Source organism: Exiguobacterium sp. s122 (genome assembly GCF_018618475.1).
Lineage (GTDB): Bacteria > Bacillota > Bacilli > Exiguobacteriales > Exiguobacteriaceae > Exiguobacterium > Exiguobacterium himgiriensis.
The window spans coordinates 1,380,028-1,395,831 of the sequence record NZ_JACSMD010000001.1 but is presented as its reverse complement, the minus strand read 5'-3'; the positions used below and the strand labels follow the sequence as shown (position 1 = coordinate 1,395,831).

Sequence of the window (15,804 nt, the reverse complement as noted above, 5' to 3'; positions counted from 1 at the left end):
CGTGTTACACTAGTTTTGTAATCATATGATGGATATATTTCAAAAAAGGAGATGACGAGATGATTCAAATCGATCGATTGACGAAACGGTTTGATGCCGTCCATGGCATCTTTGATGTGACGCTACGTGTGGAACCGGGCACGGTCTTTGGCTTCATCGGACCGAACGGGGCCGGCAAGTCGACGACGATTCGCCATTTGATGGGGCTACTGCATGCGGATGTGGGTCAAGCGAGGGTCATGGGGCATGACTGTTGGCGCGAGAGTGAACGTGTCAAGGCGTCGGTCGGCTATCTACCGGGCGAAATCAACTATCCGCAAGACATGACGGGCGAGGAAATCATCCGATTGACGAGTCGGTTACACCGTACGAGTCAAGAACGAGAACATCGTCTCCGAACGATTTTCCCATTTGATACATCACTAAAAGTCCGGAAAATGTCGAAAGGGATGAAACAAAAGCTCGGAATCGTCACTTGTTTCATGAAAGACGCTCCTGTTTACGTACTCGATGAGCCGACGAGCGGGCTTGACCCACTGATGCAAGAACGGCTGATTGAGTGGGTGCTTGCTGAGAAGGCAGCTGGGAAGGCGATTTTGATGAGTTCACACCACTTTCCAGAAATGGAGAAGACGTGTGACCGGGCAGCACTCATCCGCGACGGTCGGATCATCATCGAGGCCGATATGGATGAATTGAAACGGCGAAGCGTGAAAGTGTACCAAATTAAGCTGACGAGTGAGGCTGAGGCACAAGCGTTGGCAGAGAAAGTCGGGACGAGAGACGGGTGCATTGTCACCGTTCCCGTTTCAACATCAGATGAATTGAACGCGTTAATTGCGACCTTGACGCGGTTTGAGGTGGAGTCGCTCACAAGTGGTGCGGACGAGCTCGAGCATATGTTCATGCAATATTACGGGGAGGCAACGTCATGACGTTAGTCCATTCGTTATTCAAACAGAATCGGAGCTGGATTTTCGGATATGCGTTCGGAACGAGCCTTTACTTGTTCTTTTTAGCTGCTATCTTTCCGTCAATCAAAGAGACGGGGCTCATCGAAGGAAAACTTGAATCGTTGCCGCCAGAACTACTCGACGTATTTAAAATCGATCCGAGTCTTGCGATGGATAATGTCGTGAATTTACTCGCCGGCAACTACTATGGCCTCATCTTCTATGTGCTCGCTATCTTGTTCGCCTTGACGTTTGCCTCGCGGCTTATGGCGAAACCGGTCGATTCAGGCGAGGTCATGTTATATATGGCGGCTCCTATCTCACGAGGCGCATACGTCTCCGCGAGTCTGATCGTGTTGCTCCTTGCGACTGTATTGTTCGTCGTGTTAAACGGCCTCAGTCTCACCCTCGCCGATGTAATGTTTGACCTTGGGATCGATTATGGTCTTATGTGGACGTTACAACTAAATGCGGGGCTATTGTTACTCGTCCTCGGTGCGATTGCGTTCGTCATCGCTTCCCTCTTTGATGATAGCAGTCGCTCGTACATGGTGACCGGAGGGTTGTTCGCCTTGTTTTTGATTGCAAACATTTTCTCTGGCTTCAGCGAAACGTTCTCCTGGCTCGAACGGCTGTCGGTCTTTTCTTTGTTCGATGCGAACGCGCAACTCCAAGGGGACGTCCCGACGGTGTCGTTCCTCGTCTTGATTGGCTTACTCGCCTTATCGGTAGTCGCCTGTTATGCGCGATTCACTCGAAAAGATTTGTCGATTTAGTTTTTCGGAATAAGTTCGCGGGTATGATACAATCAGCTCGAACAGTTGAAAGGGGAATGAATGTATGCAATTAGTAACGTTACGGAATGGGATTCAAATCCCGATGATCGGATTCGGTGTCTGGAAAGTCGATAATGAGACAGAGGCACCGGATGCGGTCGCCGAGGCACTCAAGGTCGGATATCGTCATATCGATACGGCTGCTGTATATAAGAATGAAGAAGGGGTCGCCAAAGGGATTCAGGCTTCAGGCGTCGCTCGCAAAGAGATTTTCTTGACGTCTAAAATTTGGAATGAAGATATTCGGATGCATCGGACAAAAGAGGCATTTGAAGAATCGCTCCAACGTCTCGATACGGATTATTTGGATTTATGTTTGCTCCACTGGCCGGTCGACGGGTTCGTCGAGGCATGGGAAGCCTTGGTCGAATTACAAGAAGCCGGGAAAATCAAAGCGATTGGTGTCTCGAACTTTAAAGAACATCATCTCGAGGCGTTGAAAGAGGCAGGATTGATGACGCCGCTCATCAACCAGGTCGAATTGCATCCTCAACTGCCACAACCGGACCTCGTTGAATACTGTCAAGACGAAGGGATTCAAATCGAGGCGTGGAGCCCGCTCATGCAAGGGAAGTTCCTCGACATCCCGGCATTCGCCGAGATTGCTGAGAAGCATGGCAAAACACCGGCCCAAGTCGTGTTGCGCTGGCATCTCGACACAGGTAACGTTGCGCTACCGAAGTCCGTTACCCCGCATCGCATCCGAGAGAATTTTGACGTTTTTGATTTCGAACTGGATGCAGATGATTTGGCAAAACTGGATGCGGTGGCGACGCACGAACGCCTCGGTCCTGACCCAGACCACATTGACTTTTAAACACATTGAGACCCTTCGCTGGGTTTCTTTTTTATGTTCGATTGTGTATGAGCGGAGTCACATGGGTATACCTTACTATATTGAAAAAGGGGGTGGCAGATCTTCTGTGGAAGATCGCGCATATGGACTTATCAAAATGGCCGTTGGTCAACTGGTTAGCCTTTTTGGCGACCATCGTCATCAATTATTTCGCGAGCGGGGACAATGCGGCCGTCTCGGACCGGATTGATATCTTCTTTAAACCGGCCGGGTACGCGTTCTCGATTTGGGGGCTCATCTATCTCGCACTCGCCGTCTGGCTCGTCTTACAGTTGAAGAAAGGGTCGGTCGCGAACCGTCAGGCGAATCGGATGAAGGCAGGATTTCTCGTCTCTTGTATTTTGAACGGGCTGTGGCTCTTCGCATTTACGAATGAATGGTTTATCGCCTCGCTCGTCGTTATGGTCTTGTTCTTAGGGACGCTGGCGTGGCTGTACCGTGTTGCTTTCCGGACATCGACGAGCTGGTTTGATCGCCTTCCGTTCTCGCTCTATATCGGGTGGGTCTCGGTCGCGACAATCGTCAACGTGTTTGTCGTCATGAAGACGGAACGCATCACGACCGTGCTTGGTCTTGATGAACTCGCCTGGACGTCACTCATGCTCATGATCGGCGTCGTCCTCGCCCTCGTTTTCATGTGGTGGCACCGCGACTTCATTTATCCACTTGTGTTCGTATGGGCCTACATCGCCATCTTTGCGCGAGTCGACAATGCGACGCTCTACGTCGTCCTCGTCAGCGCACTCATCTTGCTCGCGCTCGGCTATGTCGGGTTGATTATTTGGAAGCGACCACGTGGGTTCTTGCATCATACACGAAAAACAGTCTAACGTAAGAGACGTCGAATGACGTCTCTTTTTTTATGGTCTCAAGACCCTATCAATTAATAAATATAATGGATATTTATTCTTTATTTATCATAAGTTGTTTTGGGAAAAAGCTTGATATCACAGATGATTACGCTTACATAACTTATACAAAGGATTAGTATTATGCAAAAATATATACACATCACTTGATTTTTCAGAATATTTAGAACAAAATGAAACTTACGAAACAGTACGAGAGAGAGGGGTTGATTCGATGAAACGGACGAGTTTATACGATTCACGATTCGAGAAAGACGCTTGCGGCATCGGCCTATACGTCAACCTAAACGGAGAGAAAAAACACGAGATTGTGAGTCGGTCGCTTTCTATGCTTTGTCGACTTGAACACCGCGGAGGACAAGGCGTCATCGATGCCGGCGACGGGGCGGGAATCATGACGGAGATTCCACACGAGCTGTTTTTGCAGACGATGAATCTGCCGGCTCCGGGGCTTTACGCAGTTGGGATGGTGTTCTTCCAACCGGGAGAGTCAGCGCTCATTGAAAAGCAACGACAGATGGAACGTCTCGCCGAAGACCTGGATGTCGCGACGATCACCTGGCGTGAAGTGCCCGTTGACCCGCTCGCAATCGGGGAGCATGCGCGAACGACCCAGCCGATGATTTACCAATGGTTCGTCGCTTGTCCGTTTCTAGATTATGAGGCGAATGAGCGGACGCTCTATGAACTTCGCCGAAGTATCGAAAAAACGGAATCGTTGAACCTATATATGCCGAGCTTTTCGACGAAGACGATCGTCTATAAAGGGATGCTCACACCGGAACAAATCGAGCGGTTTTATCTTGATTTGCAGTCGCCTTTTTATACGAGCACGTTCGGCATCGTCCACTCACGCTTCTCGACGAACACGTTCCCGTCTTGGGAACGTGCTCACCCGAATCGGATGATCGTCCATAACGGTGAAATCAACACGCTACGCGGTAACATCGACGCGATGCGGGCAAGAGAAGGCGTGACGGAGACTGACCTGTACGAAAACGTCGAGCGACTATTCCCGGTTTTACAAGAAGAGGGAAGCGATTCGTCGATGCTCGACAACGCGTTCGAATTCTTTACACGGACAGGTCGATCGATTGCACATACAGCGATGATGCTCATCCCTGAACCGTTTATCGAAGGGACGATTGATCGCTATAAACGAGATTTTTATCAATATCACTCTTCAATTATGGAACCATGGGACGGCCCGACCGGTGTCGTCTTTACAGACGGCCGTCAAATCGGCGCCATCCTCGACCGAAACGGGTTGCGGCCAATGCGTTACATCGAGACGGCAGACGGCGAGTTGATTTTGTCGTCCGAGAGCGGCGTCATCCCAGTTCAAGCCGAGAACGTGGTCAAGAAAGAACGGCTCCGCCCCGGTCAACTACTCTTGATTGACTTGGAATCGAAACGACTCATCCCAGACTCGGAAATCAAACAGACGATTGCACGGGCTGAACCGTACGGAAAATGGTTGAAACAAATGAAGACGATCGAGGACGAGTCTGTCATCGAACCGATTATCGAGGACGTACAGCAAAAGCAACGTGCCTTCGGTTATACGAAAGAAGACATCGAGCAATATATGGTGCCACTCATCAACGAAAAGAAAGATCCGATCGGGTCGATGGGCCACGATCAGCCTGTCGCCGTGTTATCGGAACGGCCGCGCTCCTTGTTCCACTATTTCAAACAACACTTCGCCCAAGTGACGAACCCACCGATTGACGCCTTACGGGAAAAAGTCGTGACGGCGACGTTCACGTGGCTCGGACCACAGTCGAATCCGGTCCATACGGGTCGCGGCCATGCGCGTCGCGTTTGGCTCGAGCATCCGATTTTGGATTGGTCCCGCCTCGTCGGCATCGAGAACGAACTCCAAGTGAGTCGCGTCGATGCGACGTACACGACGGGGTTAGAGGCGTCTTTGGAAGCGTTATTCGAGCGCGTCGAGGCCGAAGTTCGGGATGGGGCGGAAGTCATCATCTTATCGGACCGGGGAACGAACGCGGAACGAATCCCGATGCCGGCGCTCCTCGTCATTAGTGCGGTCCACCAGCGCCTCATCCGCTCGAACTTGCGGGCGTCATGTAGTCTCGTCAGCGAGAGCGGTGAGCTGCGAGAAGTCCATCAAGCGGCTGCACTGATCGGTTACGGTGCGGATGCGGTGTATCCGTATCTCGCCTATGCAACGATTGAAGAGGCGATTCATTTGAACCAACTGAGCTTTTCATTCGATGAGGCAGTACGACGCTATCAAGCGGCGACCGTTGACGGGATCGTGAAAGTCATGTCGAAAATGGGAATCTCGACCGTCCAAAGTTATCGCGGTGCTCAAATCTTTGAAGCAGTCGGGTTAGACCGAGATCTCGTCGCGACACATTTCCGAGGGACGACGTCACAACTATCAGGGATTGGGTTTGAAGCAATCGAAGCTGAAGGTCGGGCGCAACACGAGCTGGCCTATGACCGCGACCGCCCACTCGAGGCAGGAGCTGACTTCCAGTGGCGCGCCGACGGAGAAGAACATGCCTTCAACCCGAAAACCATCCATTTGTTGCAGCGAGCCTGCCGGGAAAACGAACGACGTTATTATGATGCATACGTTCGCCTTCACGAGTCTTCCGGGCAATTTTTGAGACAGTTGTTCAGCTTCACGGAGCGACAACCCGTCCCGCTCGAGGAAGTCGAATCGGTCGCCTCGATTGTCAGCCGGTTCAAGACCGGGGCGATGTCGTTCGGTTCTTTGTCGAAAGAGGCACATGAAACGCTCGCCATCGCGATGAACCAAATCGGAGCGAAGAGTAACTCGGGTGAAGGTGGCGAGGACCGAAACCGGTTCGTCCCTGACGAGGATGGATCGGAACGAGTCAGCCGCATCAAGCAAGTGGCGAGCGGGCGCTTCGGCGTGACCGCCGAATACCTCTATCACGCTGACGAGATTCAAATCAAGATGGCTCAAGGTGCCAAGCCCGGCGAAGGCGGTCAACTTCCGGGCAACAAAGTGTATCCATGGGTGGCCGAGGTCCGCGGCTCCGTTCCTGGCGTCGGCCTCATCTCACCGCCTCCGCACCATGACATCTACTCGATTGAAGATTTGGCGCAACTCATCTTCGACTTGAAGCACGTCAACCCGAACGCGAAGATTAGCGTCAAGCTCGTCTCAAAATCGGGGGTCGGCACAATTGCGGCCGGTGTCGCCAAGGCGAACGCCGATACGATCGTCATTTCAGGTTACGACGGTGGTACGGGTGCCTCGCCACGGACGTCGATTAAACATACCGGTCTCCCGTGGGAGCTCGGTCTCCTTGAGACGCACCAGACCCTCGCCTTGAACGGGCTACGAGGTCGCGTCACCCTTGAGACGGACGGAAAGCTCATGACCGGTCGCGATATCGTCCTCGCTGCCATCTTTGGCGCAGAGGAGTATGCGTTCGCGACGGCACCGCTCGTCGTCCTCGGTTGCATCATGATGCGTGCTTGTCACTTGGACACGTGTCCGGTCGGTGTCGCGACGCAAGACCCGGCGCTCCGTGCGAAGTTTATGGGGAAACCGGAACATGTCGTCAATTTGATGACGTTCCTCGCCGAGGACGTTCGCGAGATATTGGCGTCACTCGGTGCGCGCACGCTCGACGAAATCATCGGGCGGACGGATTTACTCGAAGAAAGCGATTGGAAACAAACGCATCCGAAAGCGTCCTCGCTCGACTTACACCCGATGATCGCCATGCCGACACCGCTCCCTGAGAAAGAAGAGCTGCCACATCCTGCGTTCAAGTCGTATGACCACCGGAAACTGATGCCAGCCGTGTCGCGTTCCATCAAATCGGCACAACCGACGTTCTTCGTCGGTCGGATTCGAAACACGGACCGAGCCGTCGGAACGATGCTCGGTTCAGAGTTGACCCGGGTGCACGGAAACGTCGGACTGGCCGAAGACACGATTTCGATTCGCTTGAGCGGATCGGCCGGCCAAAGTCTCGGTGCATTCTTACCAAAAGGTATTACCATTTCGGTCATCGGTGATGCGAACGACTACGTCGGCAAAGGGTTGAGCGGTGGGAAACTCGCCCTCATCGCCGAGAAGCATGCCCCGTTTGACGAGAGTGAACAAATCATCGCTGGAAACGTTTGCCTGTACGGGGCCACGAGTGGGATGGCGTTCTTTAACGGTCATGCCGGTGAACGCTTCGCCGTTCGAAACTCTGGTGCCGTCGCGGTCACGGAAGGAGTCGGCGACCACGGTTGTGAATACATGACTGGTGGGACGGTCGTCGTCCTCGGTCAGGTCGGACGGAACTTCGGGGCCGGCATGTCGGGTGGGGTCGCCTATTTATATGGCGATCAAGATTACGACAAACTTGTCAATCCTGAACTCGTGGCGGTCGACGCGTTGACGGATAAAGATGCGGAAGAAATCTATTCACTGCTCGAGTTGCATCAGTTCCACACCGACAGCGTCAAGGCGCGCTTGATTCTTGATTCGTTTGAAAACGAGCTGAGTCGTTTCGTCAAAGTCGTGCCGAGAGATTATGCGAACGTCCTTGACGTGATGCGTCAGCTCGAAGCAACGCGACCTGAATTGAGCGAGGCCGACCGGGCGCTTGAACTGTTTCGAGTCGTCACAGAAGGAGGGGGAGTATGAGACACAACTTTTTAAGCATTCCGCGTGAGTCACTCCCAGAACGGGGTGTAACGGAGCGGATTCACGATTATGGAGAATATGCGTCACGGATGGAGGATGGTCCCATCGTCAAACAAGCCGAGCGGTGTATGGACTGCGGCACACCGTTTTGTCATGTCGGCGATATGATTGGGCAAGAGACGATCGGTTGCCCGATTCACAACTTGATTCCGGAATGGAACCGACTCGTGAGCAATCAGGATTTCTTCCGTGCTTACGAGCGTTTGATGGAAACGAACAACTTCCCGGAATTTACGGGTCGGGTTTGTCCAGCGCCTTGTGAAGGGTCGTGTACGCTAGGCATCAGTGAAGACCCGGTGGCAATCAAGTCAATCGAACGGACGATTATCGACCGGGCGTTCGAACAAGGATGGGTCAAACCTCGTCACGTGCATGTGCGTACCGGGTATCACGTCGCTATCATCGGGAGCGGTCCGGCCGGTCTCGCTGCGGCCGACCAGTTGAATCAGCTCGGCCACACGGTCACTGTACTCGAGAAGTCCGATCAAATTGGGGGTCTCTTGTACTATGGCATCCCAAACATGAAGCTCGACAAAGGTGTCGTCCGGCGCCGCGTCGACTTGCTTGAGGCGGAAGGGATTCGATTTAAGACAGGCGTGACTGTCGGGAAGGACGTGACGGTCGAGGCTCTCCGAGGCGAGTATGACGCCGTCATCTTAGCAACCGGTGCCCAAAAGCAACGAACGCTCGGCATCGACGGGGATGATGCTTCAGGAATCGAAATGGCGATGGACTATTTGACCGCTTCGACGAAACAGTTGAACGGAAAAGACTTGGACCCCCGCCATGACGCGAACGGGAAGCATGTCATCGTCATCGGAGGCGGTGACACGGGAGCGGACTGCGTCGCGACGGCCATTCGTCAAGGGGCTGCCTCGGTCACGCAGTTCGGGAAACACCCGGAGAAAGGGCTCTACCGGGCGCCAGAACGGCCATGGCCGCTCCAGCCGGATACCCTTTCGACTGATTATGCGTACGCCGAGGCAATCGGACAATACGAGACGGACCCGCGTACGTATTTGATTCGTTCGAATCAAATCGTGACCGAAGGTGACCGGGTCGTCGGGATCGAGACGGAACGCATGGAGAAAATCATCAAACCCGACGGTCACGCCACGTTCTTCGTCGTCGAAGGGTCTGAAAAGACGTATCCGGCCGATCTCGTCCTCGTCGCCATCGGCTTCGAACGACCAGAGCCGGAATTGAGAAAACTTGGGGTCGAGTCAAAACGTGATTACGTGACGGACGAAGACGGCGTATTCGTCGCCGGTGACGCCCGACGTGGTCAAAGTTTGATTGTGTGGGCGATCCGTGAAGGGCGTGAAGTGGCAGAAAAAGTCGACGCCTACTTGGAAACTTGTCAAACGGAGTTAAAAACTTCATCATAATAAGGAGCGACGCTAAGCGTCGCTCCTTATCTTTTTGCACAGGAGGAAAACGATGATTACAGAGATCCTCATGTATACAGGATTTTGGTTTTTGCTCGTGCTCGTCTTACTCGGGACGATTTACGCACGGCGCAATCGGAAGTGATTACAACACCATCGCCGCGATGAGTCCGAAGACGATGAGCGGGATGTTGTAGTGTAAGAACGTCGGCCATACCGTCTCACGAAGGTGATCGTGCTGACCGTCGGCGTTCAATCCGCTCGTCGGGCCGAGTGTCGAGTCGCTCGCAGGACTACCAGCGTCACCGAGTGCACCGGCTGTCCCGATGATGGCGATTGTCGCTTCGACCGAGAAGCCGTATTGGATGCACAGTGGAACGAAGATAGCGGCGATGATTGGAATCGTGGAGAAACTCGAGCCGATTCCGAGTGTGATCACGAGACCGACGAGCAACATGACGAGTGCGGCGAGAAACTGCGAATCGCCCATGAGTCCAGATGCGCCGTTCACGAGCGGCTCGATGGCGCCCGTCTCACGAATGACGGCCGCGAAGCCGCTCGCTGCGATCATAACGAAACCGATGAACGCCATCATGCGCATCCCGCTCGTGAAGATGTCATCGGCTTCAGACCATGGGATCAAGCGGAGCACACTCAAGAGCACGAGACCGGTAACGGCCGAGGCGATCATCGAGTCGGTCTGCAGCTGGACGACGAGGACGACGAGGACGACAGCGAGTGTCAATCCGATCTTCACCGGGCTCAATTGACGTAACTCATAATCTTTCGGTCCGAGTGAAATCGTCTCATAGTCGCGCGGCTTCCGATAGTGGATAAAGGCCGCAATCAGACCGAATACCATCCCGAGTGCTGGAATGGCCATGATGCCAACGATGTTGACGTCTCCGACGGTCATACCGTTCGTCTCGACGTTCGGTAACAAGATTTCATTCAAGTAGATGCCACCGAAACCGACAGGCAAGAGCATATACGGCGTGACGAGACCGAATGTGAGAATCGTCGCCACGAGTCGACGGTCGAGTTTCAACTCGTTGAACAAGACGAGTAACGGCGGTACGACGATTGGAATGAATGCGATGTGAATCGGCAAGACGTTTTGTGAGCTGATCGCAAGTAAAAGCAGGAGCGACAGCAAAAGCGCCTTGACGAATAAGACGTTCTTTCCAGTGACGTCACGACCAGACATCGCGATCAATCGTTCGGCCAAGACGTCCGGTAGGCCGGTCTTTGATAGACCGACGGCGAACGCTCCGAGGAGCGCGTAGCTAAGCGCGATCGATGCACCGCCTCCGAGCCCGTCGCTAAATGCGGTGAGCGTGTCGTTGAAGCCGAGTCCTCCGACGAGACCACCGATGATGGCGGCTAGAATAAGGGATAAGACAATGTGCACGCGACTGATGGCGAGTGCGAATAAGACGATGACAGCTAATAAGACTGCGTTCATAACAGACAACACCTTTCTCAAAAACTCTTTCTCTTATTATCACTTTAATATGATAAAGACTTTTGAAATTTAACATATGAAATAGGGCTTGTCAATTCAAGTGTTGAAAAAAAGCGATAACTCCGAAAAGTTATCGCTTGCTCGTCATCATTCGACGTTATGGTATACCTGACGCACATCTTCAAGGTCTTCGAGTACATCGATTAGCTTCTCGAACTGTTCTTTTGAAGCATCATCGAGGCTGATCTCGTTTTGAGGAAGCATTGTCAACTCGGCGATTTCGAACGATTCGATGCCGGACGATTTGAATGCGGTTTGTACAGCATGGAACGCCTCCGGCTCGGCATAGACGATCACCGTGTCATCTTCTTCAAGAATATCGCGTACGTCAAGGTCATGCTCCATCATCAGTTCGAGCACTTCATCCGAACTCATACCGGAGACGCCGATGACGGCCGTGGCGTCGAACATGTAGGCGACCGAACCGCTCACGCCCATGTTGCCGCCGTTCTTCCCGAACGCGGCACGGACTTCAGACGCCGTCCGGTTGACGTTGTTCGTGAGCGTGTCGACGATCACCATCGACCCGTTCGGACCGAATCCTTCATAGCGCAACTCGTCAAAGTTCTCTTCGTCGCCGCCTTTTGCCTTGTCGATGGCACGATCGATGATCGCTTTCGGGACGTTGTACGTCTTCGCACGCTCGACGACGAACTTGAGCGCTTGGTTCAGTTCAGGGTCTGGCTCACCTTGGCGGGCGACGATATAAATCTCCCGACCGAACTTCGCATAAATCCGGCTCGTGTTGGCGTCTTTTGACGCCTTCTTTTCTTTAATGTTGTTCCATTTACGACCCATTACATGTCATCTCTCTTTCCATAGTTCGATAGATTCACTGTCGATTATATAAGAAGATTGGGACGTTGACGAGCAAAAATCATCCCTCGCTCTTGTCCATCTTCTCGACGATTTCCGTCAGTGTCTTCAAACTATCAATCAATCGTTCCGTCTCGTCATCGTTTAAAAAGGCGAGACGATCTTCGAACAGGCGGCGGAACGAATCCCGTCGTTCACGGAGGACCTGTTCGCCCTTGTCGGTCAATTGATTCCAGATGACGCGGCGGTCGCGCTCGTCTGGCACGCGCGTGATATAGCCTTCATCGACAAGTTTCGTGATGAGCGGCGTCACGTTCGGCGGAGCGATCGACAACGTCTCGCTAATGTGGCCGTTCGTCACGGCACCCTCATCTTCAATCAACATAAGAAGATGGAAGTGAGAGAAGTTCAAGTTCGGGATTTGGGGCAAATCGGAGCGGCGAAGCAATTTTCTACGAATCAATGGGATCAGTTTAACGAACTGATCGGCTGCATCTTGTCTAGGCATAGGTCTATTCACTTCCTAATCAGGTTCTACATTCCATTATACACGAGTGGGGACGGCTTGGACGACCAATCCGCGACATGTGAGGAATTACACACCGACTTCGTCATCTAGACGCCTTAATTCATGAAAGCGTTTACATGAAGTTCAGTTATATCTTTCATGAAAACGCATTCGATTTTACGAATCTAGCACATAAAATGCAAGGGCTATCCTCATTCTTATAAAAAATCTTGTGAAATAGTTCACATTGTTGTCACGCACAAAAACGAGAAAAGGGTGTATTCTATGAATGTGAAGGAAAGCACAAACTCTTCTCGAACTACTTGATTGTCTCGTGCTCTCCATCTAGTCTAACTTATCAGCTCTCATTCATGAGGAGGAACCTAACATGGCAGTTAAAGAGAAAGCAGCAGTAGAAACGTCAGCAGAACAGATGGTCGACACGCTCGTCACGCAAGCCCATAAAGCGCTCGACACGTTGATGACGTTCGATCAAGAGAAAATCGACACAATCGTTCAAGCGATGGCGCTCGCCGGACTCGAACAGCACGTCGCGCTCGCAAAACATGCATATGAAGAAACAGGTCGTGGTGTATTTGAAGACAAGATGATCAAAAACATCTTCGCGACAGAATATATTTATAACTCGCTCCGTGGCGAGAAAACGGTCGGCGTCATTGAAGACGACGAACAAAATGGCATCACCTACATCGCCGAGCCGGTCGGTGTCGTCGCTGGGGTCACACCGGTGACAAACCCGACATCGACGACGATGTTCAAAGCAATCATCGCTATCAAGACGCGTAACCCGATCATCTTTGGATTCCATCCGTCGGCGCAACGTTGTTCAAGCGAAGCGGCCCGGATCCTTCGCGACGCAGCCATCGCAGCGGGCGCGCCAGAACACTTGATTCAATGGGTTGAAAAGCCGTCACTCGACGCGACGAAAGCGCTCATGAACCACCCGGGCGTCGCCATGGTCCTTGCTACAGGCGGAGCGGCAATGGTGAAATCGGCGTATTCGACAGGTAAACCGGCCCTCGGTGTCGGACCAGGTAACGTACCGGCCTACATCGACAAGACAGCGAAAGTGAAACGTGCCATCTCGGACGTCATCTTATCGAAAACGTTTGATAACGGTATGATCTGTGCGTCTGAACAAGCGATTATCGTCGACCAAGAAGTATACGAAGAAGTGAAAGCAGAAATGACGGCCCTCGGGTGCTACTTCTGCTCACCAGAAGAGAAGGCAAAACTCGAGACACTCGTCATCAAAACGGACTCATGTGCGGTCAACCCGGAAATCGTCGGGAAGCCAGCAGCTTGGATCGCTGAGAAAGCTGGACTAAGCGTTCCAGCCGACACGAAAATCTTGATTGCCGAACTCGAGACGGTCGGTGCGACTGAACTTCTCTCACACGAAAAATTAAGCCCGGTGCTCGGTGCGTATAAAGTCCAATCGCGTGAAGAAGGGTTTGCCATCGCCGAGAAGATGCTTGAAATCGGCGGTCTCGGTCATACGGCAGCGATCCACTCGACAGATGACGACGCGATCCTCGCGTTCGGTCTCCGGATGAAAGCTTGCCGCATCATCGTCAACTCGCCAACGGCACACGGTGGAATCGGTGACCTCTATAACGAAATGACACCGTCGCTCACGCTCGGTTGTGGGTCATACGGTAAAAACTCCGTCTCAGAGAACGTGACGGCGAAACATCTACTCAACGTGAAAAAGGTGGCGAGACGTCGCGTGAACATGCAATGGTTTAAAGTCCCTGAAAAGATTTACTTCGAGAAAAACTCGGTCCAGTATCTTCAATCGCTCACATCGAAGAAACGGGCGATGATCGTCACGGATGAAATGATGGTCAAACTCGGTTTTGCCGATAAAGTCATCAAAAACTTGCCGGCTGGCGTCGAGTACCGCATCTTCGACCAAGTCGAGCCAGATCCATCCGTTGAAACGGTCATGCGTGGTGCCGAAGCGATGCGCCACTTCCAACCGGACATGATTATCGCACTCGGTGGCGGTTCACCGATGGATGCCGCGAAGGGCATGTGGCTCTTCTACGAACGCCCAGAAGAGAAGTTCTCGAACCTTCGCCAAAAATTCATGGATATTCGCAAGCGGACGTACAAGTTCCCGACACTCGGCAACAAGTCGATGTTCGTCGCCATTCCGACAACATCGGGTACAGGTTCTGAAGTCACACCGTTCACAGTCATTACAGATAAGAAGAAAAACGTGAAGTATCCGATTGCCGACTACGCAATCACACCGGACGTCGCCATCGTCGACCCTGAGTTCGTCATGACAGTCCCAGCATCGATCACGGCCGATACAGGAATGGACGTGTTAACGCACGCCATCGAAGCGTACGTCTCGGTCATGGCGAACGACTATACGGATGGACTTGCACTCCGTTCGATGAAGATGATCTTCGACTACCTCCCGAAAGCGTATGAGAACGGTAGTGACGCCGAAGCCCGTCAGAAAGTCCACAACGCATCGACAATGGCAGGTATGGCGTTCGCGAACGCGTTCCTCGGTATTAACCACTCGATCGCACACAAAATCGGTGGCGAGTTCCACGTCCCACACGGACGGACGAACGCGATTCTCATGCCGCACGTCATCCGCTACAACGCGACACGCCCATCGAAACTCGCGGCGTTCCCGAAATATGAGTCGTTCATCGCCGACGAGCGTTACGCAGAAATCGCACGCTACCTCGGACTTCCAGCAAGTACGACGGAAGAAGGTGTCGAGTCACTCATCCAAGCCGTCATCGAGCTCGGTCAGCGCTTAAACATCAAGCTCTCGTTCAAAGCACAAGGCATCAAGAAAGCGGACCTCGACGCGAAAGTCGACAAGATGGCAGTCGACGCGTTCGAAGACCAATGTACGACGGCAAACCCGAAAATGCCGCTCGTCGAAGAATTGAAAGAAATCATGTACGCAGCGTACGAAGGCGTATAATGAATGAAAGGCGGCCACTCATACGAGTGGCCGCCTTTTTTCATGCAAGCAGGGAGAGTCCCATGAACAAGAGGATGACGAATAAAGCGATGACGTTGAACCAGACGCCAAACTTGATCGCAATCTCAGCCCACATTTTTTCTTTTAACCCAAAATAGAGCAGGGTCGCATAAAAAATGAGACCTCCGACGAGTCGGTATGGAGAAGACGCATCTGAATCGATGTCATATGCATGTTGCATTGTATTGAGTAAGGTGAGGAGGATAAAGGCGTACATGTAGCGTCTTTTTTTTCTTTGTGGATTCGTCTGAATCAGGTTCATAGGAGCACCGACCGCCTTCTGATAAACTATTTCGAATTTT

Annotated in this window: 11 protein-coding genes; 7 read left to right on the top strand and 4 right to left on the bottom strand. The window is 52.4% G+C overall.

What is annotated here, in order from left to right; all coding sequences use genetic code 11:
* Positions 1-59: 59 nt before the first annotated feature.
* From KNP92_RS07190 to KNP92_RS07165, 6 genes are all read left to right on the top strand, one after another.
* Complete coding sequence (locus KNP92_RS07190) at positions 60-935, top strand: ABC transporter ATP-binding protein (RefSeq protein WP_214838990.1); 876 nt, start codon at positions 60-62, stop codon at positions 933-935.
* On the top strand, positions 932-1,729 hold the full coding sequence (locus KNP92_RS07185) for an ABC transporter permease subunit (protein WP_214838989.1): 798 nt from the start codon (positions 932-934) through the stop codon (positions 1,727-1,729). Before KNP92_RS07190 ends, KNP92_RS07185 begins: the two co-directional genes overlap by 4 nt.
* 64 nt (positions 1,730-1,793) lie before the next feature.
* A complete protein-coding gene (locus KNP92_RS07180; RefSeq protein ID WP_214838987.1) occupies positions 1,794-2,606 on the top strand; it encodes an aldo/keto reductase in 813 nt (270 codons plus the stop codon).
* Between the two features lie 122 nt (positions 2,607-2,728).
* Complete coding sequence (locus tag KNP92_RS07175; protein WP_214838985.1) at positions 2,729-3,475, top strand: tryptophan-rich sensory protein; 747 nt, start codon at positions 2,729-2,731, stop codon at positions 3,473-3,475.
* Between the two features lie 253 nt (positions 3,476-3,728).
* The gene (gltB, locus tag KNP92_RS07170) at positions 3,729-8,165 is read left to right on the top strand and encodes a glutamate synthase large subunit (RefSeq protein WP_214838978.1); all 4,437 of its coding nucleotides are present in this window, start codon (positions 3,729-3,731) and stop codon (positions 8,163-8,165) included.
* The gene (locus KNP92_RS07165) at positions 8,162-9,613 is read left to right on the top strand and encodes a glutamate synthase subunit beta (RefSeq protein ID WP_214838977.1); all 1,452 of its coding nucleotides are present in this window, start codon (positions 8,162-8,164) and stop codon (positions 9,611-9,613) included. The genes gltB and KNP92_RS07165 overlap by 4 nt, the downstream gene beginning before the upstream one ends.
* A gap of 145 nt (positions 9,614-9,758) precedes the next feature.
* On the opposite strand, the gene KNP92_RS07160 is transcribed toward KNP92_RS07165, so the two are convergent.
* The 3 genes from KNP92_RS07160 to KNP92_RS07150 form a co-directional block, all read right to left on the bottom strand.
* Positions 9,759-11,078 carry a Na+/H+ antiporter family protein gene (locus KNP92_RS07160; RefSeq protein WP_214838976.1) on the bottom strand — a complete coding sequence of 440 codons (1,320 nt, stop codon included), beginning with the start codon at positions 11,076-11,078 and terminating at the stop codon, positions 9,759-9,761.
* Positions 11,079-11,225: 147 nt separating this feature from the next.
* Positions 11,226-11,936 (bottom strand): YebC/PmpR family DNA-binding transcriptional regulator, encoded by a 711-nt coding sequence (locus KNP92_RS07155; RefSeq protein WP_214838975.1) that lies wholly within the window; start codon positions 11,934-11,936, stop codon positions 11,226-11,228.
* Positions 11,937-12,015: 79 nt separating this feature from the next.
* On the bottom strand, positions 12,016-12,462 hold the full coding sequence (locus KNP92_RS07150; RefSeq protein WP_214838974.1) for a MarR family winged helix-turn-helix transcriptional regulator: 447 nt from the start codon (positions 12,460-12,462) through the stop codon (positions 12,016-12,018).
* A gap of 388 nt (positions 12,463-12,850) precedes the next feature.
* Between KNP92_RS07150 and adhE the strand changes: the two genes are divergently transcribed.
* Positions 12,851-15,442 carry a bifunctional acetaldehyde-CoA/alcohol dehydrogenase gene (gene adhE, locus KNP92_RS07145; protein WP_214838973.1) on the top strand — a complete coding sequence of 864 codons (2,592 nt, stop codon included), beginning with the start codon at positions 12,851-12,853 and terminating at the stop codon, positions 15,440-15,442.
* A 40-nt stretch (positions 15,443-15,482) separates the two neighbouring features.
* On the opposite strand, the gene KNP92_RS07140 is transcribed toward adhE, so the two are convergent.
* Positions 15,483-15,683 (bottom strand): hypothetical protein, encoded by a 201-nt coding sequence (locus KNP92_RS07140; protein ID WP_214838972.1) that lies wholly within the window; start codon positions 15,681-15,683, stop codon positions 15,483-15,485.
* Positions 15,684-15,804 lie beyond the last annotated feature (121 nt).

What these genes read in the sequence shown, in the direction of transcription:
- KNP92_RS07140 (WP_214838972.1), bottom strand. Translation starts at nt 15,683, where the DNA reads ATGCAACATGCATATGACATCGATTCAGATGCGTCTTCTCCATACCGA.
- KNP92_RS07175 (WP_214838985.1), top strand. Translation starts at nt 2,729, where the DNA reads ATGGACTTATCAAAATGGCCGTTGGTCAACTGGTTAGCCTTTTTGGCG.
- adhE (WP_214838973.1), top strand. Translation starts at nt 12,851, where the DNA reads ATGGCAGTTAAAGAGAAAGCAGCAGTAGAAACGTCAGCAGAACAGATG.
- KNP92_RS07150 (WP_214838974.1), bottom strand. Translation starts at nt 12,462, where the DNA reads ATGCCTAGACAAGATGCAGCCGATCAGTTCGTTAAACTGATCCCATTG.
- KNP92_RS07190 (WP_214838990.1), top strand. Translation starts at nt 60, where the DNA reads ATGATTCAAATCGATCGATTGACGAAACGGTTTGATGCCGTCCATGGC.
- KNP92_RS07165 (WP_214838977.1), top strand. Translation starts at nt 8,162, where the DNA reads ATGAGACACAACTTTTTAAGCATTCCGCGTGAGTCACTCCCAGAACGG.
- KNP92_RS07160 (WP_214838976.1), bottom strand. Translation starts at nt 11,078, where the DNA reads ATGAACGCAGTCTTATTAGCTGTCATCGTCTTATTCGCACTCGCCATC.
- gltB (WP_214838978.1), top strand. Translation starts at nt 3,729, where the DNA reads ATGAAACGGACGAGTTTATACGATTCACGATTCGAGAAAGACGCTTGC.
- KNP92_RS07180 (WP_214838987.1), top strand. Translation starts at nt 1,794, where the DNA reads ATGCAATTAGTAACGTTACGGAATGGGATTCAAATCCCGATGATCGGA.
- KNP92_RS07155 (WP_214838975.1), bottom strand. Translation starts at nt 11,936, where the DNA reads ATGGGTCGTAAATGGAACAACATTAAAGAAAAGAAGGCGTCAAAAGAC.
- KNP92_RS07185 (WP_214838989.1), top strand. Translation starts at nt 932, where the DNA reads ATGACGTTAGTCCATTCGTTATTCAAACAGAATCGGAGCTGGATTTTC.